Annotated in this window: 29 protein-coding genes; 13 read left to right on the top strand and 16 right to left on the bottom strand. The window is 62.3% G+C overall.

Annotated elements, in window-relative coordinates; translation table 11 throughout:
* Nucleotides 1-6: 6 nt before the first annotated feature.
* The 13 genes from NKJ72_RS11875 to NKJ72_RS11935 form a co-directional block, all read right to left on the bottom strand.
* Entirely contained in the window at nt 7-387 is a 381-nt protein-coding gene (locus tag NKJ72_RS11875) for a GPW/gp25 family protein (RefSeq protein ID WP_023674545.1), read from the bottom strand.
* Nucleotides 388-389: 2 nt separating this feature from the next.
* Entirely contained in the window at nt 390-575 is a 186-nt protein-coding gene (locus NKJ72_RS11880; RefSeq protein ID WP_352477211.1) for a hypothetical protein, read from the bottom strand.
* A 9-nt stretch (nt 576-584) separates the two neighbouring features.
* Nucleotides 585-1,142, bottom strand: coding sequence for a phage baseplate assembly protein V (locus tag NKJ72_RS11885; RefSeq protein WP_352477212.1), 558 nt, complete (start codon nt 1,140-1,142; stop codon nt 585-587).
* The gene (locus NKJ72_RS11890) at nt 1,139-1,939 is read right to left on the bottom strand and encodes a hypothetical protein (protein WP_352477213.1); all 801 of its coding nucleotides are present in this window, start codon (nt 1,937-1,939) and stop codon (nt 1,139-1,141) included. Before NKJ72_RS11890 ends, NKJ72_RS11885 begins: the two co-directional genes overlap by 4 nt.
* Complete coding sequence (locus NKJ72_RS11895) at nt 1,936-2,337, bottom strand: hypothetical protein (RefSeq protein ID WP_352477214.1); 402 nt, start codon at nt 2,335-2,337, stop codon at nt 1,936-1,938. Before NKJ72_RS11895 ends, NKJ72_RS11890 begins: the two co-directional genes overlap by 4 nt.
* 14 nt (nt 2,338-2,351) lie before the next feature.
* Nucleotides 2,352-3,395 carry a major capsid protein gene (locus NKJ72_RS11900; RefSeq protein ID WP_352477215.1) on the bottom strand — a complete coding sequence of 348 codons (1,044 nt, stop codon included), beginning with the start codon at nt 3,393-3,395 and terminating at the stop codon, nt 2,352-2,354.
* 98 nt (nt 3,396-3,493) lie between these two features.
* Nucleotides 3,494-4,165 carry a head decoration protein gene (locus tag NKJ72_RS11905; protein WP_352477216.1) on the bottom strand — a complete coding sequence of 224 codons (672 nt, stop codon included), beginning with the start codon at nt 4,163-4,165 and terminating at the stop codon, nt 3,494-3,496.
* A 47-nt stretch (nt 4,166-4,212) separates the two neighbouring features.
* Nucleotides 4,213-5,475 carry a S49 family peptidase gene (locus tag NKJ72_RS11910; protein WP_352477217.1) on the bottom strand — a complete coding sequence of 421 codons (1,263 nt, stop codon included), beginning with the start codon at nt 5,473-5,475 and terminating at the stop codon, nt 4,213-4,215.
* Complete coding sequence (locus tag NKJ72_RS11915) at nt 5,472-5,759, bottom strand: gpW family head-tail joining protein (RefSeq protein ID WP_352477218.1); 288 nt, start codon at nt 5,757-5,759, stop codon at nt 5,472-5,474. The genes NKJ72_RS11910 and NKJ72_RS11915 overlap by 4 nt, the downstream gene beginning before the upstream one ends.
* Nucleotides 5,760-5,763: 4 nt before the next feature.
* Entirely contained in the window at nt 5,764-7,458 is a 1,695-nt protein-coding gene (locus NKJ72_RS11920) for a phage portal protein (RefSeq protein ID WP_352477220.1), read from the bottom strand.
* Between the two features lie 7 nt (nt 7,459-7,465).
* Complete coding sequence (locus NKJ72_RS11925; protein ID WP_352477221.1) at nt 7,466-9,292, bottom strand: phage terminase large subunit family protein; 1,827 nt, start codon at nt 9,290-9,292, stop codon at nt 7,466-7,468.
* Complete coding sequence (locus tag NKJ72_RS11930; RefSeq protein ID WP_352477222.1) at nt 9,282-9,740, bottom strand: hypothetical protein; 459 nt, start codon at nt 9,738-9,740, stop codon at nt 9,282-9,284. The genes NKJ72_RS11925 and NKJ72_RS11930 overlap by 11 nt, the downstream gene beginning before the upstream one ends.
* Nucleotides 9,741-9,831: 91 nt before the next feature.
* Complete coding sequence (locus tag NKJ72_RS11935) at nt 9,832-10,416, bottom strand: phage tail protein (RefSeq protein ID WP_352477223.1); 585 nt, start codon at nt 10,414-10,416, stop codon at nt 9,832-9,834.
* Nucleotides 10,417-11,328: 912 nt separating this feature from the next.
* Here NKJ72_RS11935 and NKJ72_RS11940 point away from each other — a divergent pair.
* The 13 genes from NKJ72_RS11940 to NKJ72_RS12000 all read left to right on the top strand — a co-directional run bounded on the left by NKJ72_RS11940 (nt 11,329) and on the right by NKJ72_RS12000 (nt 17,537).
* Nucleotides 11,329-11,544: a hypothetical protein gene (locus NKJ72_RS11940; RefSeq protein ID WP_352477224.1), complete on the top strand. Its 216-nt coding sequence runs from the start codon at nt 11,329-11,331 to the stop codon at nt 11,542-11,544.
* Between the two features lies 1 nt (nt 11,545).
* Nucleotides 11,546-11,791: a hypothetical protein gene (locus tag NKJ72_RS11945; RefSeq protein ID WP_352477225.1), complete on the top strand. Its 246-nt coding sequence runs from the start codon at nt 11,546-11,548 to the stop codon at nt 11,789-11,791.
* 191 nt (nt 11,792-11,982) lie between these two features.
* Nucleotides 11,983-12,195 carry a hypothetical protein gene (locus NKJ72_RS11950; protein ID WP_352477226.1) on the top strand — a complete coding sequence of 71 codons (213 nt, stop codon included), beginning with the start codon at nt 11,983-11,985 and terminating at the stop codon, nt 12,193-12,195.
* On the top strand, nt 12,192-12,380 hold the full coding sequence (locus NKJ72_RS11955) for a hypothetical protein (protein WP_352477227.1): 189 nt from the start codon (nt 12,192-12,194) through the stop codon (nt 12,378-12,380). The genes NKJ72_RS11950 and NKJ72_RS11955 overlap by 4 nt, the downstream gene beginning before the upstream one ends.
* Nucleotides 12,381-12,510: 130 nt before the next feature.
* The gene (locus NKJ72_RS11960) at nt 12,511-12,897 is read left to right on the top strand and encodes a hypothetical protein (protein WP_352477228.1); all 387 of its coding nucleotides are present in this window, start codon (nt 12,511-12,513) and stop codon (nt 12,895-12,897) included.
* Nucleotides 12,898-12,899: 2 nt separating this feature from the next.
* Nucleotides 12,900-13,157: a hypothetical protein gene (locus NKJ72_RS11965; RefSeq protein ID WP_352477229.1), complete on the top strand. Its 258-nt coding sequence runs from the start codon at nt 12,900-12,902 to the stop codon at nt 13,155-13,157.
* A 163-nt stretch (nt 13,158-13,320) separates the two neighbouring features.
* A complete protein-coding gene (locus NKJ72_RS11970) occupies nt 13,321-13,443 on the top strand; it encodes a hypothetical protein (RefSeq protein WP_352477230.1) in 123 nt (40 codons plus the stop codon).
* Nucleotides 13,444-13,458: 15 nt separating this feature from the next.
* Complete coding sequence (locus tag NKJ72_RS11975; RefSeq protein ID WP_352477231.1) at nt 13,459-13,899, top strand: XkdD/Y8K6 family phage-associated protein; 441 nt, start codon at nt 13,459-13,461, stop codon at nt 13,897-13,899.
* Nucleotides 13,900-13,946: 47 nt separating this feature from the next.
* Nucleotides 13,947-14,441 carry a hypothetical protein gene (locus tag NKJ72_RS11980; RefSeq protein ID WP_352477232.1) on the top strand — a complete coding sequence of 165 codons (495 nt, stop codon included), beginning with the start codon at nt 13,947-13,949 and terminating at the stop codon, nt 14,439-14,441.
* A 188-nt stretch (nt 14,442-14,629) separates the two neighbouring features.
* Nucleotides 14,630-14,863 carry a hypothetical protein gene (locus NKJ72_RS11985; RefSeq protein WP_352477233.1) on the top strand — a complete coding sequence of 78 codons (234 nt, stop codon included), beginning with the start codon at nt 14,630-14,632 and terminating at the stop codon, nt 14,861-14,863.
* Between the two features lie 20 nt (nt 14,864-14,883).
* Nucleotides 14,884-15,240 (top strand): hypothetical protein, encoded by a 357-nt coding sequence (locus tag NKJ72_RS11990; protein WP_352477234.1) that lies wholly within the window; start codon nt 14,884-14,886, stop codon nt 15,238-15,240.
* Nucleotides 15,227-16,627 (top strand): helicase HerA-like domain-containing protein, encoded by a 1,401-nt coding sequence (locus NKJ72_RS11995; protein ID WP_352477235.1) that lies wholly within the window; start codon nt 15,227-15,229, stop codon nt 16,625-16,627. The genes NKJ72_RS11990 and NKJ72_RS11995 overlap by 14 nt, the downstream gene beginning before the upstream one ends.
* 79 nt (nt 16,628-16,706) lie before the next feature.
* Complete coding sequence (locus NKJ72_RS12000; protein WP_352477236.1) at nt 16,707-17,537, top strand: hypothetical protein; 831 nt, start codon at nt 16,707-16,709, stop codon at nt 17,535-17,537.
* Nucleotides 17,538-17,553: 16 nt separating this feature from the next.
* Here NKJ72_RS12000 and NKJ72_RS12005 read toward each other — a convergent pair whose 3' ends face one another.
* From NKJ72_RS12005 to NKJ72_RS12015, 3 genes are read right to left on the bottom strand one after another with little or no spacing between them, the layout of a single operon-like run.
* On the bottom strand, nt 17,554-18,021 hold the full coding sequence (locus tag NKJ72_RS12005) for a hypothetical protein (RefSeq protein WP_352477237.1): 468 nt from the start codon (nt 18,019-18,021) through the stop codon (nt 17,554-17,556).
* Nucleotides 18,021-18,422: a hypothetical protein gene (locus NKJ72_RS12010; protein WP_352477238.1), complete on the bottom strand. Its 402-nt coding sequence runs from the start codon at nt 18,420-18,422 to the stop codon at nt 18,021-18,023. Before NKJ72_RS12010 ends, NKJ72_RS12005 begins: the two co-directional genes overlap by 1 nt.
* A complete protein-coding gene (locus NKJ72_RS12015) occupies nt 18,422-20,641 on the bottom strand; it encodes an AAA family ATPase (RefSeq protein WP_352477239.1) in 2,220 nt (739 codons plus the stop codon). The genes NKJ72_RS12010 and NKJ72_RS12015 overlap by 1 nt, the downstream gene beginning before the upstream one ends.
* Nucleotides 20,642-20,950 lie beyond the last annotated feature (309 nt).

A 20,950-nucleotide genomic window follows, 5' to 3' on the forward strand; every position in this document is an offset into this window, starting at 1 on the left:
TGAGCCTCAGATCGAAGGTTTCAGGGTGACGGTGCCGCCGTCGATCGAGACGAAGAGCCTGGCCTGCTCCCAATCGAGATGGCCGTACGGCAGGTGCTTGCCGTTGATGGTGAAATCGCCGTAGCCGAGCCGGTTGACGTCGTTGACGACGAATTGGACGACCTTGAAGCGCGGCTCGAACAGCTCGACCAGCATCCACAGGACGTTGAACCAGAGCAGGATGGTCCGCGATGTCGCATTCTCGCCCAAGAGGCGCAGCCCGGGGTTGCCGAACCATTCGCGCATCGCGCGCTCGCCCTGAAAGGTGGTGAAGATCTTGCCGAGGCTTTGCTCGACGTGCGGGAAGCCATCCAGGACGGCTCCGCTCGTCGCGTCGATGCCTGCCACGGTCAGGCCTTCTTCGTCTTCTTGGCAGCGTCATCCGACTTTGCGGGGGCTTCCTCGGTCAGGTAGCCCTGCCGGAGAGCGTGCTCGGCCTGCGCCTCGGTCAGCGCGATCGGTATTCCTTCGCCGGGGTTGGGAACGCCGGCGACCGTTTTGCCAGCCAGAGCAGTTGGATAATAGGCCTTTTTCATGTGATCCTCCTATACGGGCACGTCAGTGTCCGAACCGCCAGATTCGACGCCGCCGTGCTTGTGGGTGTCGCCGATTTCCTTGTCATTGTGCTTCATCGACGCGCCGTGCGTGACAAATTCGTCTGCCTGGACGCTGAGCTTCGAGCCCGATATCTCGACCGTCGTGTCGCCGACCTGAAACTTCAGGCCACCGGACACCAGGGTGATAGTAACGTCCCCGAACGTGAGCTTGTGCTCGCCACCGTCTTGTGACGGCGAGGGATTCTCGTCCGTCCAGTGGTAAGGTTCGGCCATACCCTGCTCGAGATCACCGGCTTCGGACCGGATCACCATCACCTGGTCGACTGATGGCATGCTGTGCAGCTTCAAGGCACCCGCGACCTGCCCGACTGGCACCCATGGCGACAGCACGTCGGCGCCGTCGTCATCCTTGCCCAGCACCATCCGGATGAGGTGCTTCTCGGCGTCGACCTGCTTCACCTTGCCGACCCAATGACCGCCGGCGAGCCGCCGCTCATGTTCCTGCAGCCGCTCGAAGACGGAGCGCAGAACGCGATGCAGGCTCATGGCACCTGCTGTGGCGGCACGATCTCGCCTTGCTGCGGCGCGTCGACGTCCTCGAGGTCCGGCACGCTGCCATCGCCTTCGTCCACTGAACCCGACAGCGGCGCGAGCCCGGTCGCCTCGAATGCCGCATCGGTCAGGCCGAAATTCGTCTGGAACAGCTCGTAGTCGCGCAAGCCGGCCGGGCTCTCGATCAGACCTTTGATGTGTTCGGCCAGCATCTCGCCTTCCGAGCCCGCGCCGTCGGCGCGCAGCAGCGTGTCCAGTTCCAGCCATGCACCGTAGAGAGGCCTGCCGAAGTCGGCGTCGGCGACGCAATCAAGTTCATAGATGATCTCCATGCAGGGGATCTTCACCCCGCCCTGGATCTCGACGAGCACGAAGCGGCTCACCTTGTCGTCGATCTTCAGCACAAACCGACGCCAGATCTTCACCCAAGTTGGCACGCCATAGTGCATCGCCGCGTCGATCTGCCGGCCGATCGTGTTGAGCGCCAGGCCCGCTCCCACATTGTCGATCGAGAACTCAACCGTGTCCGGGAGCTCAATCTTGGACGGCGGCAGATAGACGTAGACGTTAGTGCGGATGTTCTGACATCCGCCCTGCGTCTCGAGTCCCACCGGCTTGCCCTTGGCCTCGCCGGTGTAGATGGCAATCACCGGCCTTGGTTTCGCATTGGCCGCGCGCAGGGTCTCGGTGATTGGGTCGAGAGGCTGATCGTAAATCTGGTCTTGCGCCCACGTCCTGCCGGCCAGCAGGCGCGCCAGCACAATGCGGGTGGCGAGGCTGATCAGACTCATGCCGGCACACAGATGCAAACGATGCGGCCGAGCTCGTCCGGATCCGTGCGAGTGACGCGCAGCTTGGCGCCCGAGCGAGTCGGGTCGAGCAGCAGGATCTCGTCGCCGTCGACCGGCCAGGCATCGCGGGAAGCGAAGCGCGAGGCCGTGTAGGAGACGTGGATCTTATCGGTGGCGAGACCGGGCTGGAAACCGTCGTATTGGCCCTGATCTTTCGGTCGGGCCATGATCGGGTTGAAGTCGACCACGCCGATGACATCGATGTCGGCGCGACCACCGTCCGCGGACCGGGAGAAATACTGGCCTGCGACCTTTCGAACCACGCGCGTGGGCTCGCCCATGAGCGCGTCGACCTCGGCCGAAACCAGCGTTTCCAGATCCGCGAACGGGGTTGTCATCTTGGGAGGACGACTTAGGTCCGGCGGGCGCGCATGAGCACGCGCGGGCGGGTGCAGTAGTGCAGGACGTTCGACTGGAATTCCAGGTTGACACCCTTGTCGTTCGGCATCTGCCACTGCTTGGCGTACATCTCGAGTCCCATCGTGTTGACGGTCTCGATATAATCGGCCGGAGCGTAGACCGAGCGGAAGAGGCCGGGAACGCCGAGCGGAACGAACTTCGCCTCGTTGGTGTCGATGCCGATCGTCTGCCCGCCGCGGTAGTTGACCCAGGTGATGTCGAAAAGGGTGAAGGAACCCCAGACACCCTGCTGGACGCTGCCATTGTTGTTCTGGATGTAGGCCTGGCGGAGCGTGATCGCTTCGGCGATGTTCTTGTAGGTATCGCGAACTTCCTTGTGCGCGATGAGATCGTCGAAGAACGCGTCGCCGCAAAGTGCCATGACACCGGAGTAGGGAAGGCCGTCCAGGGTTGTTCCCATCGAGCGGGTCAGGGCAGTCGCCTTCTTGCGAAGGATGCCGTCGACAGGCGCGGCATTGTCGAGGTCCCAATCGACCTCCGCTGCCACCGCCTCACCCATCTCGGTATAGTAGTTGAAGAGGATGGAGCCGTCGGCATCGAGGAGCTGGCCCTTCGTGATGACGCTGAGGCGATGGTATTCCTCGGTCAGCGCGAACGATTGCCGGACCTCGGCGCCGCGATTGGCGATCTTGTTTTGGAAGGTCTCGACAGCCCTCTCCTGGCCGAACGCGCGCACGCTCTGCACCTCGTCGGCGTAGATGGCGTCGTCGACCTGGAAGTGAGGTACGCCGAGCCTGCGCATGGCACGGCGATTCCTGCCGAACGTCTTGCCGGGCGCGCCGCGAGGTGAGGCTGGCACGAGGAAGACGTTCTGGTCTTTGTCCTTCTCGATGACCACGTCGAGGGTGTCGATCGAGGTCGTCTGGAAGAGACCGAGGCTGCTGATGAAGCTCGGCACGTATTTCAGTTCACGCATCGCATCGGACATCGTCGTGACCGAAAATGCGTCTTGGTCGAAGATATCGAGCACAGACATTGTGTTTTTCCCACAAAAAAGCCCTGCGGATGGCAGGGCTGATGGACCGATGCGGCGGCGCCGCGGTTAAGAACCGGCGGGCTGCCCCGCCGGGAACGCTAGTTGCGGAGGATGATCTGAAGCTTCTCGAGTTCCTGCGTCGCATCGGCCTTCTGGCCAGCAGTGATGCCGGCCGGCCAGGCGATGCAGTTGCCGTTCAGCTCGGCCTCGCGGACAATCGCCGCGATGGCGATCTTCGCGTCTGCCGGCGTGGTGGCCGGGTAGATCGCATACCCGCCGGGGATCTCGGCGCCGTCGGTGGCCGTCGGGTCGAACGCGACCCATTCATAGTCGACTCCGTCGGCCGCCACAGTGACGGTGAAGCGGTCACCAGCCACGAAGTCCGTCGCATCGGCGATGGTGAACTTGATCTCCTTGGTGAAGGCGACGCCAACCGTGGCCTTGCCGATCGACTTGCCCGAGGGGTCGAACACCTCGAAAGTTCCGGCGTTGGTCGCGGGTTCGGTGCAGATGACAGCGTAGACGCCGTCCTTCACCTTCGAAGAGACCGCCGGGTTGGCGAGCGTGAGCGCGCCTCCACCGGCAGTGTTGCCCGCGTCGGCCGCCGCAGTGGCGACGACATCGGCGACAACTGCCTTCTTCGCGATCAGACTGTTGGCGAGGATGGTCTGCGAGAACGCGATCTTCACGGCCTCGCGCGAGCGGTGCCAGTGAGCCTCGCTCATGATGGCCTCACCGGGATGGAGGCCTTCCGTAAGCACGGTTACCATTTGAAAACTCCGTTATGGAAGTTGGGAATTACCGGGTGGAACGGGCTTCAGTTCACGCGGCGGTTTGCGTTGGTGACAGCCTTGCCCCAGCCGGCGGCGACCGTGGCGCTGGCCTCGGTCGAGTCCTGGGTGCCGAGGCCGAGAGCTCCGGCCTCCGCCTTCTTCTTTTCGAATGCCTTGGCCTTGGCGGCGGCTTCATCGGCGGCCGCCTTGGCGGGGTCGATCGCCGGTGTTTTGGCGTCAACAGCCGCCTTGGTGTCCTCGGCAGCGGCATTCAGGAAGGAAATCGCGGTCTCGGACGAGAGGTCGGCGTCGACCAGCAACTTTGCCAGCTTTGGATGCGCCTTGGCCGCCTCGGTGCCGGTGATTGCCGAGATGCGGGTGCGTTCGTCTGACTTGGCCTTGGCTGCGGCTTCCGCCTGAATCTTGGCAATGTCAGCCGTTTCGGTAGTGCTCATGAAGGATCCTCCGGAGCGTTGAAAGCGGCGGTTTTTGCCGCGGGTGGAAAGTGCGGCGAACGCCGCTTCGAACTGGCCGACTTCATCGGCCATTCCCAGGGCGACGGCATTGGCGCCGACCTCAACGCCTCCGCCGCCGAATTTCTTGATGACTGTGTCGGGCGTGACGTTGCGGTGCTTGGAGACAGCCGAGACGAAAACAGTGGCGAGGTCGTCGACCATCTTCTGAATGCGAGCCTTGCCCTCATCGGTCTCGACATTCGGCCGTTTGCCCGGCGACTGCGACGAGACGAACTCGAGCCGGCTGATGCCGTTCTTTTCGTCGGCCTTCTTGCGGTCTGTGATGCCGAGTACGACGCCGATCGAGCCGAGGACGGCCAGGTCGCTCACAACGACTTTGTCGGCCGCGGACGCAATCCAATACCCGCCGCTCGCCGCCATGCCGCTGACATAGGCCGTGACCGGCTTCTTGGCCCGCGCGGCGAAGATGGCCGCGGCCAGCTCGTCGCAGCCATTGGCCTCTCCGCCCGGGCTGTCGACATTGATCATGATCGCATCGACCGCCTTGTCGTCGAGCGCGGCCTGCAGATCCCGCCGAAGGATCTCGTAGGACGTTGCGCCAGAGAACGCGACGAACAGGTTCGCCTTCTTGAACAGCGGACCGGAGACGTCGAGGATCGCAACATTGTCGCGGATCTTCAGCCTCTCTCCGTTGTCCGCCCGGGCAGATCGATAGGCTTCCAGCGCCTCCGGCGTCGTGGAGTTTTCGCGTGATGCGATGGCGACAAGTTCCTCGACGCGCTCGGGCAGCATTGCCCATGGCGCCGAAATCGCGGCTTCGACGATGTTCATCTGATCCTCCGCCCAGGCCACGTGTCCTGGCGATAGCCGCCGGTGATGGCGAATCGGGTAGGCCCGCGACCGCGTTTGGCTGCGCATTCCGACTCGAGACGGGCAATCAGAGCACCGAACATCGCGAAGTCGGCCGCGCTGTACTTCACCGTGCGGTCACGGAAGGTGATTTCCGTGACCTGGCCGCCGACCGAGGCTTTCATATAGGCGGGGCGGAGTGCGACCAGTGCGACGCAAGGGTCGAACTCCTCGACGCCGAATATCAGGTCGAAGTCGATCGCCACGGCCCTATTCCTCGTCCAGTTTTGCTTCGAGATCGTCGTCGAGTTCCGCGGCCAGTGACGAATCCGGGTCGTCTTCAGCCGCGGCGCCAGTCTTCTTGGGTTGATCCGGCGGCGCCCCGGCGTTTTTCGCCTCTTCCAGCGCAGCTTCCTCGCCGCCCTTGACCTGCAAGATGTCGGTTGCCGCCCATGGCTTGGGCAGGTTGAGCTCGTCGTGCAGCGCATTTTCGGCCGCGCGCTGGCGGGCGTCGTCATCCCAATCGCGGCCGTATTCTTCGGCGATCTCCGACAATGTCGTTGCCTGCATGCCCTTGCGGACCTCGTAGGCGCGCGCGGTCTTGAAATCGTCGGCCTGCGGCCTGGCCGGCCCGGTCCATGTCGCGCGCGCGGCGAAGGCCATCATCTCTTTGAAGCGGTGATACCCGCCCGGGAATTCGATGCGCCCGGTGGCGATCTCCTCGTCCAGCCACCACAGGAACACCATGTTGCAGAACGGCACGATCAGGTTGTTGCGCCGGCGCATGACGGTCAGCCATTCGACGGCGCCAGCCATGCGGACTGACGAATAGGTGGCGCCGCGATAGTCGCCGGTCGCACTCTCATAGGTGACGCCGCCACCTCGAGCGATCTCGCGCAGCAGCCAGCCGAGGAAATGGTCGAGCTGCTGGCCAGGCTGCTTCGCCTCGGTGAAATTGAGTTCGTCGCCCGGGAACAGGTGGGCGATGCGGCCGTGCTGCGACAGATCAATGCTGGCGCCATCGTACCATTCGCCTTTGATGTTCGAGAATGCCGAGGCGGACATGTCGACCGAGCCGCCGTTCACCCGATCTTGCTGGGTAAACAGCCCGTCGTAGGCGGCGACGCCAGAGATGTTTGTCTTCAACGTCGCGGCGAAGATGGTCTGGATCATCGCCGAGGTTAGGTTGGCGTCGAAGTACTGGTCGACCTGGCGGACGACCTTCAACACCGACGCGAACGGACCGATGCCGCGGGTGCTGGCGATCGTCGGGTCTTTGATGTGCAGCACGTTCGGCCGGCCATCTGCGTCGAGCGCGCGGATGTCACGCTCGCGCCAGCCGAGCAGATTCTCACGCTCGCGCAGCCGATAGCCGATCGGTAGGCCCCACGCGTCGACCTTGACGCCCTGGATCATGCCGCCGGTGTAGTCGGTCCAGTTGACCAGCCGCGTCGGCGGCGTCATCAGGACCTTGGTCAATGACGCACTGCCTTCGCGGCGTATCATCGGCATCAGCGCCAGGATCTCGCCATGCCCCATGTAGGAGGCGTAAGCCGCCTGCTGCATTTGGCTGAAGTTCATCTGGCCTTGGGCGTCGCATTCGCGCGGATTGTTCGCCCACGCGCGGAATCGGGTCTCGACGTTGCGAGCCCATTTGGTTGCGTATTCCGGTTTCCAGCCGAGCACATCCGCGTCAGGGCGGCTTGCCATGCGCAAACCGGAGCCGACGACTCCGCCGGATGAGACCTCGACGATGCCGGCCATAAAGCCGGAGTTCTGAATTGCTGATATCGACCGTGCCGCGGCCTTCTCCCAAGAAGCCTGGACATCCTGTTGCTGCTCCCGCAATTGCGGGTTCCAGCCGACGAGGAACGGGCTTCTCTCGCTCTGAAAATACGCCGCTTTCGGCTTCGGAACGGCCGCGCTCGACCGAAATGGCCGGCTGAGACGTTCGAGCATACCCATGATGATCCTAGCCGTGGAGCCGCTTTACGCTGTCTTTCAGGCTCGGCCGAGCGATCGGCTTACCCTTCAGATCTTCGTAGCGGCTGTCAAAATCGAAGCGACAAAGGTGTTTTGCCGCGATCCCATAAACCGTGCAGTCCAGCGCCTCAGCCTTTCTCTTCCCGATGCGGGCGAAAATGATCTCGGGGCGTCCGTCTTTCCGGTATTTCAGTTCGCGCCGCTCCGCGGTGAGCTGGATGAAGTACTGTTCTGTCAGCGCGTTGCCGAAGCGAAACGACTGCTGTTCATGTGGTTCGAGTGGCAGCGAGACCAAAATGTCGGTCTTCACCTGGTCGACGCCGACGATGTAGAGCGTCGCCGAGCGGTTGCGCCGCCGTGTCGTGCTCGCCTTCAGGACCGGGCGAGGGCCGTCGTCGCCCTTGATGGCGACGATCTTCCGGCCCTGTGTCCGTTCGCAGTAGTCGTAGACCCGCTGGGTCATGTTGCCGTCGCCGGAGTCGACGCAGGCCGCCTCGACCCCGATCTCGCCGCCGAGCGGATGCTTCCAGACCGTCATGAGGAGCGAATCGAGCTCGTCCCATGTGGTCTGAAGCAGCGCCGAGCCGCGAATGACGAGGTGGCCGAGCACATAGCGATGGTTACGCGACCAGCCGACCAGCACCACCTCGAGGCGGTCGACCTGGACGTCAACGCCGGCCGTGATGTAGGCGACGTCTTCAGGGATGTCCTGCCGCCAGCCTGATTTCTCGTGATCCCACGCGATGCCGAAGTCTTCGCAGCGCGCGAGAAGCTGGTTCTCGTTGACATAGTTGATCGCGGACGACCAAACCTTGCCGAGCACGGTGTTGTAAAACACCTGCATGTCGGAAGCGCCGGCCTTCAGCGCCTTCTCATACTCCTCGACCAGCTTCGGCCACGACGCATTGGCGAACTGCGAGATCAGCGCGTTCAGCCGGAAGCCGGCGTGGCCCTTGACGTGCGGCGCGGTCGCGCGCCACTCGCCGTTCTCGACCATTTGCGGCTTGAACCGCTCTTCGATCTCGGTGCCGCAATTCGGGCACATGCAGACGACCGTTTCGGGCTGCCCTGGCTTCCAGTCCAGATGCTCCCACATCAATTCGAACGGCACGTCGCAGTGCACGCAGGGAATCTCGAAAACCCGCTTGTCCGATTCCTCGTAGCGCTTGATGACGATCGACGTCGCTTCGTCGGTCGGGGTGGACCCGATGACGATTTTGCGATCGGCGAACGAGGTCGTGCGCTTTTCGGCCAGTTTGATCGGGTCACCTTCCTTGGTGACCTTCATGCCGTCGACCTCGTCGCACAGCAGAACCTTGGCCGTGTGACGGCGAAGGTTGCGCGGCGCCATGGCCGACAGGATCTTCAGCGACCCACCGCCGAGCAGCATGCGTTGCGTCAGCGTATTGCGGCCGTCGAACCGGCCGATGCGCATGACGTCGCGCAGCGCCGGCGTCTCCCGGAAGGCCGGGTCGAGCTCGTCGACCGCGATACCGCGGGCGTCGTCGTCCGTCGGCATCAACAAGATGATCGGGCAGGGGTCGTTGACCGCAAATGCGCCGATCGTCGCGATAAGGCTGACAGTGTAGCCAGTTCGGGCGCTCTTGATGACCGAGACCCGCTCGATCAGCGGGTCGCCCATCGCGTCCAGGATGCCGCGCTGGAATTTCCATGGCCGAAAACGGCCAGGCGCAGCCGAAGAGGTCGCCGAGAGGCGGAAATGCTTGGCCGCCCACTGCGAAAACGACAGGATCTCAGGTGGTCGAAGTGCCTTGCCGAGAGCGCCAAAAAGGCGCTTCACAGCATCACTTTTCACCCGACATCTCCCCGGGATCGCCGGAAATGACCGAAGCTTCGACCTCTTCGGCCATATCCAGCAGAATATCGCGGCACATGTGCTTCAAGACGTCGGCGTCATGTGGCGTCAGGTGCGGAATGCTCGATCGCGCCTTGCCTGGAATCGACAGGACAGCCGCCTTTACGGTCTGCGCAAACAGCGACCAGCTCGCCTCGATTTCCGACAGCGTCATCGACTCGCCGGTCATCTTGGCGAGTTCGCGTTCCTTGATCTGCCGGATGACCTTTTCAGTCTGGGCGCGCTCGTCAGTCAGCGATTGGCCGGTCGCCGATGCTCTGCCGGCAGCCTGCTCGCGCAGCGCGGCGATGTATCCGTTGACCGAAGCGACAGTCTCGTACCGCCCGCGGCCGACCGCCCGCCGGAAGACACCCTTCTGATCCCAATCCGTGATCGAACGGATCGACACGCCAACCAGGTTTGCGAGATCGGCTTTCGAGCAAGTAGGCGGGATAGCCGTCGCCGTAGACGGCTTCTTCCCGACTGGCCTGCCCACGATGCTACAGCCCGAGCGTCCTGATTACCTGCCGCACGACGCGCTTTTCGAGGTCAAGCGCGGCGAACCGTTCAGACGCCGGCACATTCGGCCTGGTCGGTTTCGCCAATTCGTTGGCAAGGACCGCCATGGAGAGGACTTTCAACGGGAACCTGTCTTTCGTTGTGCGGACGACCACCTGGCCGTTGGCGATGAAAGAGTGCGGAAATTGCCGCCTCACATTCCAGCCGGTCGCCTCGGCGCCGCGCATCGAGCTGACCGACCCGCCGAATTTCCCGTCCGACATCGGATTGAGATCTCGAACCCACACCGGGTTGCCGTATTCGGCGAGCGGAATGGCGACATCGGCGGTGACGACCTCGGCCGTCATGCTTGGTCCGGGCGCCGCCTTGACGACCCGGGTCTTCGATCTTACGCGCCCGGCCGGAACACCGGTGGTCGCTGCGATACGGACGACAGACTGCCGAGCCTGCTCGCCGGCATGCTCATTCAGGCCGCGCGCGGCAGCCTGCTGCATCTCCGGGCCTTCGAGTTTCTGCAGGAAGCGGATGAGCTCCGCATCCTGGTGAAACGTCGCGGTGATCTTCAAGGGGGTCCGCCGCGATTGTTAAGGACAGGGATAGTTCTGAGATGAAGTGCTCTTCGTTGGCCGGCGGGCTTACGCCGCCGCCCGAAGACCTCATCAGGTCAGAAAGAAGCGTCTACGCGAGGGGGAGGTCGCGAGAAACTGCTGCTCTTTCGAGCTTCGGTCAATCCCCCGACTTTCGAACAGGCTTGCTACTTCGTTACCGTTTCCGACCTGTCCCGAGTTTGTCCCGGAATTGTCCGGGATTTGTCCGAATTCCCGCTCTGAAGAATTTTCAGCCGACCAGCGCGCCAAAGGCGATTTCGCTTGACAGAAAACCGGCCCAGAGCAGCGGAAGGCCCCTATAGGACATAAGGTCGGTAAAATACCGCGGGGCTGCGCTCCGCTGGCGCTCACCCCCTGATACGGTCCCTAAGTCGCTTTTGCTGGCAGCAGCTCGAGCCAGGCGCAGCGCACCATGAGCACCACACATGCGGGATGAGGGGCGAGATGGGGCAGGGTGGGCGCGTGCTGGTGAGGCGCTGTGAGCATGCAACATCATGCTCGAGCAGAGCTGCAGGGCGCCGGCTGGGGTAGCAGCTCGGCGGGCATGGTGTTCGACGCTATCGGGTATGGGTGCGCTTTTCGCTGAAAAGTGCTCACTCGGTCAAGTTGTGGGCAGAGTCGCAGGGTTGTGCAGTAGAGCAGGCCAGCATGCGGCAGCATGCGTAGGCCAGGTGCAAGCAACGCGAACCGTTTCGACTATGACAAGGCGCGTATAGCGGGGCGGTGTCACTCCAAAGGCCAAGTAGGGAACGAAGAAAAAGCGCGTGTTTTCATGCTCATAGCGCATTATTTGCTTTACATTTCGCCCGGGTTTTGAGAGAGTGTTCTTGCAAAACGGCTCGATTGTGAGCCCATCGAAAGGCAGACACGATGAACACCCCCACCGCAACCTTTCACGACATCTGGGCCGGCCCGGTTCCCGCGCATGTCGTCGCCTTCAAGACCACGCGCAAGGGCGAACGCGTCATCCGCTATCGTTGGCAGCGCGTCGACGGTAACCATTGCTGCGGCGTCGTCTATCTCACGCCGGCGGCGGCGGCCGCTGCCAAGCGCCGCGACGCGCGCTTTTCCAACGTGGTGGCGTGACATGTTGAAAGCCTTCGTTTTCCTCGCGACCGTCTACACCTCGCACGGGCCGGTTGTTTACGTGTTGGATAACAGCCTGACCGGCGAAGACTGCATTGCCCGCATGCAGGTCGGCATTACGCCGGCGGACGTGCAGGCGGTCCGTGATGAGCGCGTGAAGCCCGACGGCATGGGCGACGTGCCAGCGGTCGCGCCCGACCTGTTCGGCGCGGTCGTGTCATGTGAGTTCGACGAGAGCGACGACTAGCGCCTTTTTCAGCGCCCGCGATGGGCGCTGCGATGGTCGCTAGACCGCAACCGCCCGATTGTGGGCAACATGAAAGGAACGAACATGAAGACCGATAAGCGCCAGTTTTCCGACCGTATCGAAGGCCGCGTCCGCCGCGATGTCCGCCGCAGCGCCCGCGCTGCAAAGCGCGCCTGGCTTGAGCTGTGAAAATGGAGAAGCTTCCACCCCTCAGCGCCGTAGAACTGGCCGCGTTGCAACGCTACGCCGCCAAGCATGGCCGGCGCTGGAAAAGCGTGCTCCGGGGCGCATGGATGGGCCACGCGCCTTATGACGACGGCGGCACACTGCGCACCCTTCGCAACACCCACGGCCCGTCGTGGCTGGACGGGTTTAAGCTGCCGAAGGGTGAGGCACAAAAATGACTATTCAAGACGACATCTTCGACGTTGCTGACGTCTTGAAGGGCAAACCGGAGTCCAAGACCTTCAAGCGCATTACTGCCCACCTGGTGCGAATTGAAGGTGAAGCGGACCAATCAGCCGAGGTGCTGCGGCGTTTGCGTGAGGGGCTTTCTGCGTTACGCCATCTCGAGAAGATGGGTCGGTAATAGTCCATCGCGCGGGCTTCGGCCCGCGCCTCTCTCCTCGATTGCCTTTCCGGCCGGCGACACGCGCGCCGCCCCGATGGTCAATCGTGACCAGCCTTGCCCGATTGTGGGCACTCGAAAGGGAATGAAAATGCACAAAGAACCTAAGCCCGCCGTGTATCTGGCCGCCACGTTGGCGAGCGAAGCCGGCACCGGAACCAGTTCCTATCGTGACGCGGTGGCGGCGGAAACCCTCGTGCGGCTCGGCAAACGCGCCGCCCGAATAGCTGTCCAGCGCTGCAACGGGATCGAACGCTACGACGCTACAGCACGTCGCGTGTTGGCATCTTGGACCGACGCCGACGAGGAGCGCGCCGACAAGGCGGTGGCGCGGATCGAAGCCGAAGCGGCCAAAGTCCTGCAGCCATATGGTGCAACCGACATTAAGGCCCATGGTGATCCGCGAGGTTTCGTCCTGACCTTCCGCCTTGCGTCCAGCCGTTCGAATTCGTTCGGCGGCGGCGTGTGGGGGGTCTGACCATGGTCAAGCGCTATCGCCTCTCCCGCGACGTGGTCGTTCGCTTTCGCGGTGACTATGACGTGACGGCCAAGGCCGGCACGGTGCTCGAGCACGTCCCCCACAACGGCGGACTGAAAACGCCGGGCTTTGCCATCCCGCCGGCAGCTTGTGACGCCGGGCAGATGGGCAAGGCCGGAACATGGTCCATCTTCGGCCATGACTCCAAGCACTTCTATATCTGGGCGCCGGCCGATGCCGTCGAGGAGTTCGACGAATGACCGCGCCGGCCCTTTACCGAACGCCGCAAGGCGCGCTCGTCCGCTGCATCGTGCACACCGACGGGACGGCCACATGCGTGGCAGTGGGTCGGCTCTGGCCCGGCTACCAGCGTAAGGCCCGAACAATCGATGCTGCAACGTTGGCAAAGTTGGAGCCGCGCCGATGACGCGCGCCTTCCTTCTCGACCTGGCCCACGACCTCGCCGCATTCCTCGCCGTGGCCGCGTTCCTCGCGTTCGTCGCCACAATCGCAATTGCAGCCGCCCCGGCGCCGCTGCCTGTTTGAAAGGATTGTAAACCGATGAAACTTAGGACCTATGCCGGCTCATTCCCGGCCGTCTTTGCCTCCGCCGCTGATACGGTGCGCGGCGGCCGCAACTTGAACGATCTGCCGGCCATCCGCTCGGACGACGGGCGCGAAATCGCCGTCGTGACGCTCTCCGGCTATCGCATCGGCGAAGAGCCGTCGCCGGAGCAATGGCGCGCGCTGCTTGCTGCCGCGCCTGACATGCTGGCGGCGGCAAAGCCAATTGCGAAGGCGGCTGATAACTACGCCGACTGCGACGATGGCTTTTTCATCGACAACGACGCGACAATAACCGTTGGCCAACTGCGCAGCCTGCGCGCCGCCATCGCCAAGGCAGAGCCCGGGCAGAAAATCCGCTTCCCTGAAGACGCGCCCGGCGTCTTTCGCGTGCACCACGGCGACGGGGCTTTGCCCGCCGGCGCGGAGCGCGTCTAAGCAACCAGCAACGGCCCGATCGTGGGCCCAATTCTAAAGGAGAAAACATGCCCGCCATGAGCAATACCCCGAAAATGAAATACGAAAGCAAATGGTATGTTGCCGACCGCGCTGCGCACGCTCGCACGATGGCAAAGCCCATGCGATCGACAGCCAAACCAGGCCCAGAGGCCGATTCAAAGGCTCTGGAATACGCGTTATGGCTGCTAAAGCGCGACGAGGTCGACGTCGACGCGCTGGCTGACGCCGCGCGCACCGCGCACAATCTGCAATTCCCGCCAACGAAGCACCGCGAGCGCGGGAGATCGTGGGAAACGCCACACCCTGACGCCATACCGGCCGAAATGTGTTGGAGCACCCGCGTCGCGTGGGACTTTTGTGCTGCCGGTCGCCGCCCACGTTTCGTTCACTTCGAATTCTATACGCCCCAGACCGATGGATGGCGCCGCATCGCGGCTCATCTCTACACCGCGTTTTACACGGTCGAACTGCCCCATTGGGATTTCCTGTCTGAGGCGACGGACTGCGAGGGCGAGGCTTAATCATGCACCGCGTTACCCTTTTCGCGCTCACCCTACCGCCGTCGCCGTTGCTGTATCAGGACTTCGAGAAGCGCGGGGATGCCTGCGCCTGGCGCGCATGGGCAAGACGGGAATTGCCCTGCCATGCCCGCCTGACCAAAGAGAATTGAAACCGCCCCGATCGTGGGGCTTCACGAAAGGAAATCGACATGTCCGACAATTCAAAGCGTAAGAGAGTTCTGCTGCTCAACTACAGCAACAGCGCCATCAAGGGCATGACGCACGAGGTCCGAGAGGACAGGCTGATGGGATTTGGGCTGTTCTTCGGCACCAAGAAGCAATGCCTTCAATGGATGGCCGACAACGATGTGCAGTGCACGAACCTTCATATGTGGGGCGATCTGTTGCCGTCTGCTCAATTATTCGCGGTAGGGGCAAGCTGACCATGAACCAGATTATGTCTATGCTCCTCGGCGCGACGATGCCGGGGAAGAACATGCCGCGATTCGAATACAAGAGAATGACCGGGGAAGAGCTCCGGGCCGAGCTGCTGGACATGGCAATGCCGGTGTTTGCCTTCGCCAGGATCTTCGGCGTGAGACCCCAGACGGTCAAGAAATGGCTGCGGGAGGAGGGCGATATCCCGCCATGGGTGCATGTGGCTGTTGGCCTGCTGAGACTCGAGGGCGCGCTGAGCGAAGCGCGCCAGCTCGCGGCAGAGCACATCATCCGCGACAACCAGCGACCAGGTGCCGGCGAATTCCCGTTCCTCGAACGGGCTGACGAGATCACGGAGGGCAACGGCGATGACGACGATTGAAATCGGCAAGACCTCGACCGGTGCAATTGTCGCCCTACCGCTCCGCCTGGCTAACCGTCACGGGCTGGTCACCGGCGCCACGGGTACCGGCAAGACCGTCACGCTGCAGCGCCTTGCCGAGCAATTCAGCGCCGCCGGCGTCCCTGTCTTCGCGGCGGATATCAAGGGCGATCTTTCCGGTGTTGCCGCCGGCGGGCGCTTCCCTGTGGCGCTCTGGGATATCTTTGGCCGCCACGGACTGCCGGTGCGGACGAGCGTGCAGGACATGGGCGCTGGCCTGCTGGCGCGCATGCTCGGGCTCAACCAGGCGCAGGAAGGGGCGATGGATATCGTCTTCCAGAAATCGGAGGACGAGCAGGCCTACATGCTGACGCTGGACGATCTGCGTTGGTCGCTGAATGACATGATCGAGGAGCGCGAGGACGTCTGCCGGAAGTACGGCAATGTCACCGCTGCTTCAATCGCAGCCATCCAGCGCAATTTGCTGGCGCTCGAAGCGCAAGGCGGCGATCGCCTGTTCGGCGAGCCGCCGTTCGATATCCTCGATTTGATGGCTGTCGACAGCGAGGGCAGGGGCACAATCAACCTGCTGCATGCCGACCAATTGCTCGAGGCACCGAAGCTTTATGCGACGTTCCTGCTCTGGCTGCTGTCCGAGCTCTTCCGCAAATTGCCCGAGGCCGGAGACCTGCCCAAGCCCAAGCTCGTGTTCTTCTTCGACGAGGCACACCTGCTGTTCGCCGATGCACCAAAGCACCTGCTGCAGAAAATCGAACGGCTTGTTCGCCTCGTGAGATCCAAGGGCGTTGGCGTGTTCTTCGTCACGCAATCGCCGACCGACGTGCCGGCCGCAGTCCTGGAACAGCTCGGAACGAGGATCCTGCACGCGATGCGCGCGCACACGGCGGAGTCGTTGAAGAAGATCAAGGCTGCAGCCGATACAATTCGCCCGCGCAAGGGCTTCAAGACGCGCGAGGAATTGCCGGTGCTGAAGATCGGCGAGGCGCTGATCTCGGTGATCGGCGAGGACAACGTGCCGAGCGAGGTCGAGAAGGTCCAGGTGATCATGCCGGCCGGGCAGGTCGGATCGATTTCAGATGAAGAGCGCCAGGTCGTCCTTGAGTCGACACCTTTGCGGAAGAAGTATCACGCAGGGCTGGACGAGAACGCCGCAGGGCGGGCGTTCAGCCGGCGCATGATGGAGGCGAGGGGGATTGATCCAGGTCCAGAAGGCACCGCGGCGCCGGAGGCGAACCTCTATCTGAGGCACGTCCCGTCGATCGACATCAGCGCCGAGCCTGGCAAGGGTGCAAAACGTCGGCTCTTCGAGATCGCCGCGTGGGGTGCTGTGGCAGCTGTCGGCCTAAAGATGGCCGGACTCTTCTAATCCGATTGGCATTGACGAGAAAAGGTAAACGTGCGGAGTAAGCTCACTGGGGGCAAATTCGGGGTGGGTTTTTTACTTAATGTCTAACCGCAATCGGTTCACAGACACTGCACTTGGCGTAGTTGGCGGCGTCGGGATTGCCCTACTGTTTCTTGTTTGGGCTTTCCCCGGGTTTCGTAATCCAACCTATCAGCAAGAAAGATACCAAAACGCCAAGAATGGCCAGACCGGGGAGGACAATCCAGTCATTAGGCCCAGCATTTGGGAAACCTACACTTCGCCTACGGATACGTACGCACAGTGGATCGCAGCCTTCGCCGCCTTTGGCAGCGTAGGCGTTAGCATCTGGGCCGTCCGTCTCGTGCGCGACACGTTGGTATTGAATCGGGATGCCACGCGGGCTGCTCAGGACGGCGTCAAAGTTGCCAGCGAGATCGGCCACGCTCAAATCCGAGCTTACCTTAGCGGCGTCAGCGGCAGTTTTGGAATGGATGAGGATTGGTTCCATTGCTGGGTCAATGTGAAGAACTACGGGCAATCCCCCGCTTTCCGCATATTCCTGCAAGCCACCATCACCGGCTTCGCTTCTTTTGATGGCGGCAGCCGCCCCGTCAGACGCAATAGTGCGCCGTCCGAAAATGTTTGTGGTCCCATCATGGCTGGCGGCGAAGGATCGATCTTCCTCACTTGGAACCATACGGATTTCGAAGGGGATGCTCATGCCGTCATCGCGACCGGCGCTGGCATGTTGTGGATTGATTGCATTCTGACTTATCAGGATGTCTTTGGACAAAAGCAGACCTCCCACTTCTCTGTCTCGCCCAACCATGACGGTCCTATCGACCCTCAGTTCCAACAAGGTTTTCTTCGTAACGGCAGCCTGAGCGCCACCAATCGAGACAAAGATTAGCGCAGCGGTTGCACCGTCACCATGACGGGAGGCCGGCCTCGTTCAAGCAAGACGCGATCGCTTTGGCGGCCAAATCTCGCCGGCGCCGGAACGTCGAATAGGCCCAGCCGCGGCGCTCGCACTCGACCTCGGTGTGGCGGCCGCGGATTTCCCAGAAACACCAGGTCACGAGCGCCCGGCGCGCAGCCGGCGCGTCCTCGACGTACTTGCCCCAATTCGGTAGCTGTTGACCTTCCGGTCCCTTGCTGCCGATCAGCACCTTTTCCATGATGGTGATCTCGCGGGCCGTGCGCTGGACGCGCACGCGTTCGATCTGCCGCTCGGTGCCCTGGGCGATCTGCCCCACCTCGTCCTCGAAGGTCACGCGGTATTCCGGCCAATTGTTCTTGAACCAGTCCGGACCAACTTGGCCGGTGGTGTCGAACAGCACCTCGAACGCGTGGACCATCGCGTTTTTAACGAGCGTTGGATCCCAGCCGGCCATCAGTCGAACTCACCATCTGTGATTGCATCGTACATATCGTCCCGGATTGCGCAGACGTTGATTCGGCGAAGATATTCCTCGCCCGTTAATCCACGCTTTTTGGCCTGGCGCGCGAGCTTGGCGCGCTCATGGAAGGTGAGATTGACCGAAATCCGACGGTGCTTCGGCCCGCCGACCTCGTTCAACGGCAGGCCCCAATTCTTCCATTGCCGGCGCACGGTCGCCCTGCTTGTGCCATCCGCCATGCGCCGCTCGATATCAGCGGAGGAGTAGCCAAGTCCGGTCAGAAATCCAATGAATGCGCCTTTCGCGATCGTCCAGCGAATGACGACCGGATGCCCGAATCTTTCCGTGAAATGGCGCTTGGTTGGCGCCGGTTTCTGCAGCTTGCGGCGGGCCATCAGAGGACGATGTCCCCGCCAGTTTCGAACAACTCGCGCATTCCCTCGGAAACGGGTTCGTCCGGTGTTTGTCCGGTGTTCGTCCGGTCCTCGTCCGAAATTTCGGGTTTTGGGAAGGTTCGCTTGAACCCGCGAATTGGCTTGCCGTCCCACCACATGTAGGGCTTCACCATCTTGATCAGCCCATACTTGGTCAGGCCATCTTTCGCGCGGGCAAATTCCTTTCGGATCTGGTCGGTGGCCTTGGCCTTATCCTCGACCTCGAGCATCTTCTCGAGGGCGACGACCAGGTAGTCTTTCCAGTCGACCACGACGCGGCCGACGGCCGCTTTCGGGCCTTCCTTGTCGTTGGCGATGAACTTGCCATGCCGATCGACAGTGTCGAACAGGTTCATCATGATGCGCCGCTCGGTCGGGTTGACGTAGAAGCCCTGTCGTTCCTGCTCCTTCTTCAGCCGCTCCTTCTCGCCGACGGTCAGCACCACGCATGAAGTGATCTCGCGTTGCGTCTTTGGGTTGAGTCCCACCGGGACCGACGCGAGCGAGAAGGTAATCTTGATGCCATCCTCGTCGTCCTTTTGCTTGGCCAGACGGGCGGTGCGTATCCTGGTCTCTTCGTCCTGGTTGACGACGATGACGGTGTCGACGTTGGCGTGGATAGAGGTGTGCCCGCGCAGCTTCTTGCCGTCGGCGTTCATGTGGTGGACGAGGCAGACGTGGCAGCCGCACTCATGCTCGATGCGGGCGATGTTGGCGAGCACCACCGACATGTCCTTGCCGCTGTTTTCGTCGGCGCCGACGGTCGCCGTTGCCAGCGTGTCGATGAAGACGACGCGCAGCGGCATCGACATGGTGATCTTGATCGACTTGATCGCCTCGATCAGCCGATCGGTGTCGCCCTCACGAGAATAGAGATCGACCTTCGCCGGCAGGACGACGAGAGGAATGTCTTCATCCTCGGAAACGTTGAAGTGCTTGCGATAGGCCTTCTGGCGCTTCTTCATGCCTAGGCCGCCTTCGCCGGCCTGGTAGATGACGCCGCCGCGCTCGACGGAATAGTCGAAGAAATCCTGCCCGCGCGCGACGCAATAGGCCGCGTGCAGGGCAAGGAACGATTTGCCGGATCCTGATGGCCCGCCGATGATCGAGCGCCCTCGAGTCGTGATCAGCCCGTCGATGATGTAGTCGTACTCGAGTCCCGGTCCGTCGAGCTCGTCGTGATAATAGGCGCCGAACGCGCGCGGCCGCTCAGGAACCCAAGCCGGCGCTTTCTTGACCAAGATCTCGAACTTCTCGCCGGTGCCGCCGGCGTGTTCTTTCCAGTCGGTGACATCGGACTTCTCCGGCGCATCCTTCCAGTGCAGCGCCAGGTCGAGCGATCGAACCCGCTTGGCGATCGGCCGAAGATCAGCGCCACGCAACATCGTCCGCGCCTTTCCGGCATCATCCAAGTCCGAGCAGATGACGAGATCGGCGCCGGCGAGGTCGGCGTTGAGTTCCGGGTGCCAGTTCTTAGCTCCGCCCTGGTTCGTGGTGCCCACCTGGCCCCATTCGCGTAAGGTCTCGACGTCCTTCTCGCCTTCGACCAGGACGACCGGCCTGCCTTCCTTGATCGCTTTCAGCACCTCGGCGCGGTTGTAGAGGACCCACTTGGTGTCCTCGAACTGCTTCTCGTCTTCGTAATGCTTGCCGGCCTTGGCCTTGAACCAGTCACCGCTCTTCGTCTTGCCGTAGAGCCCAGCCTGCAGGCCCCAGATCCAGCCGCCGGCCGGATGCGGCCGGCGCTGCATATAGCGGCGCGGCGCTGTCTTGGCGAACTTCAGGACTTCGTAGGCGAGCTTCCCTTTGTCGTCGAAATACTGGAACGTCGCGATCGGGTGATCGTCCATAAAGCCGGCGAACTTGCCTTTTTGAGCTCCATTGGCGCCGGCACCGTTCGGCCGATCTCGCTTTTCGAGGTATCCCTGTTCCTGAAGCCATTCGATCGCCTCCGGCTTCTCATAACCGCGATACGCCTTCAGCAAGTCGAGAACACCACCGCCGGTTTGATCCTCATGGTCGTGCCAGGTGTTTTTCCGGCAATCGACAGAGAACGCACCCTTTTTACCCCAGCGCCATTCGTTGCCCGGTGACGACAATGCGCGATTGGGCTCGCCAAGAAATTCGGGCATGATCTTGAGGGCTACAGCCTCAATGCAGTTTGGGAAGTCGTCGCTCACGCGGCAGCCCCCACGCGATTCTTCCACGAGCGTCGGTTGTTCACCTGCTCGGACTTCGTTGCCCACCGACAGTTCGACGGCTCGTATGGGCCATCATTGTCGGGAAACCGGTCGATCGATTGCGTTTCAGATGGCCGTCGCCCCATGTCGGCTAGGAAGCAATTATAGGGATGCTGCCCATCCTCGCCATGTAACCACCGATCGCAGATGGTGATGCCCCGCCCCCCGTAGGAGGAAAACTGTTTGTGGTCGGGGTTCGTGCATCGTTCGCGCATGTGCGCCCACGCCCGATATTCGGGAGTCTTGTCA

The organism is Mesorhizobium sp. M0045, from assembly GCF_040323385.1.
In the GTDB taxonomy this organism is placed as follows: domain Bacteria; phylum Pseudomonadota; class Alphaproteobacteria; order Rhizobiales; family Rhizobiaceae; genus Mesorhizobium.

Excerpts from the sequence above, each read along its gene's own strand:
- NKJ72_RS11945 (WP_352477225.1), top strand. The coding sequence starts at position 11,546 with ATGTTGAAAGCCTTCGTTTTCCTCGCGACCGTCTACACCTCGCACGGG.
- NKJ72_RS11995 (WP_352477235.1), top strand. The coding sequence starts at position 15,227 with ATGACGACGATTGAAATCGGCAAGACCTCGACCGGTGCAATTGTCGCC.
- NKJ72_RS11900 (WP_352477215.1), bottom strand. The coding sequence starts at position 3,395 with ATGTCTGTGCTCGATATCTTCGACCAAGACGCATTTTCGGTCACGACG.
- NKJ72_RS11880 (WP_352477211.1), bottom strand. The coding sequence starts at position 575 with ATGAAAAAGGCCTATTATCCAACTGCTCTGGCTGGCAAAACGGTCGCC.
- NKJ72_RS11950 (WP_352477226.1), top strand. The coding sequence starts at position 11,983 with ATGGAGAAGCTTCCACCCCTCAGCGCCGTAGAACTGGCCGCGTTGCAA.
- NKJ72_RS12005 (WP_352477237.1), bottom strand. The coding sequence starts at position 18,021 with ATGGCCGGCTGGGATCCAACGCTCGTTAAAAACGCGATGGTCCACGCG.
- NKJ72_RS11885 (WP_352477212.1), bottom strand. The coding sequence starts at position 1,142 with ATGAGCCTGCATCGCGTTCTGCGCTCCGTCTTCGAGCGGCTGCAGGAA.
- NKJ72_RS11960 (WP_352477228.1), top strand. The coding sequence starts at position 12,511 with ATGCACAAAGAACCTAAGCCCGCCGTGTATCTGGCCGCCACGTTGGCG.
- NKJ72_RS11985 (WP_352477233.1), top strand. The coding sequence starts at position 14,630 with ATGTCCGACAATTCAAAGCGTAAGAGAGTTCTGCTGCTCAACTACAGC.
- NKJ72_RS11975 (WP_352477231.1), top strand. The coding sequence starts at position 13,459 with ATGAAACTTAGGACCTATGCCGGCTCATTCCCGGCCGTCTTTGCCTCC.
- NKJ72_RS11990 (WP_352477234.1), top strand. The coding sequence starts at position 14,884 with ATGCTCCTCGGCGCGACGATGCCGGGGAAGAACATGCCGCGATTCGAA.
- NKJ72_RS11910 (WP_352477217.1), bottom strand. The coding sequence starts at position 5,475 with ATGAACATCGTCGAAGCCGCGATTTCGGCGCCATGGGCAATGCTGCCC.
- NKJ72_RS11955 (WP_352477227.1), top strand. The coding sequence starts at position 12,192 with ATGACTATTCAAGACGACATCTTCGACGTTGCTGACGTCTTGAAGGGC.
- NKJ72_RS11965 (WP_352477229.1), top strand. The coding sequence starts at position 12,900 with ATGGTCAAGCGCTATCGCCTCTCCCGCGACGTGGTCGTTCGCTTTCGC.
- NKJ72_RS12000 (WP_352477236.1), top strand. The coding sequence starts at position 16,707 with ATGTCTAACCGCAATCGGTTCACAGACACTGCACTTGGCGTAGTTGGC.
- NKJ72_RS11980 (WP_352477232.1), top strand. The coding sequence starts at position 13,947 with ATGCCCGCCATGAGCAATACCCCGAAAATGAAATACGAAAGCAAATGG.
- NKJ72_RS11895 (WP_352477214.1), bottom strand. The coding sequence starts at position 2,337 with ATGACAACCCCGTTCGCGGATCTGGAAACGCTGGTTTCGGCCGAGGTC.
- NKJ72_RS11920 (WP_352477220.1), bottom strand. The coding sequence starts at position 7,458 with ATGGGTATGCTCGAACGTCTCAGCCGGCCATTTCGGTCGAGCGCGGCC.
- NKJ72_RS11970 (WP_352477230.1), top strand. The coding sequence starts at position 13,321 with ATGACGCGCGCCTTCCTTCTCGACCTGGCCCACGACCTCGCCGCATTC.
- NKJ72_RS11890 (WP_352477213.1), bottom strand. The coding sequence starts at position 1,939 with ATGAGTCTGATCAGCCTCGCCACCCGCATTGTGCTGGCGCGCCTGCTG.
- NKJ72_RS11940 (WP_352477224.1), top strand. The coding sequence starts at position 11,329 with ATGAACACCCCCACCGCAACCTTTCACGACATCTGGGCCGGCCCGGTT.
- NKJ72_RS11905 (WP_352477216.1), bottom strand. The coding sequence starts at position 4,165 with ATGGTAACCGTGCTTACGGAAGGCCTCCATCCCGGTGAGGCCATCATG.
- NKJ72_RS12010 (WP_352477238.1), bottom strand. The coding sequence starts at position 18,422 with ATGGCCCGCCGCAAGCTGCAGAAACCGGCGCCAACCAAGCGCCATTTC.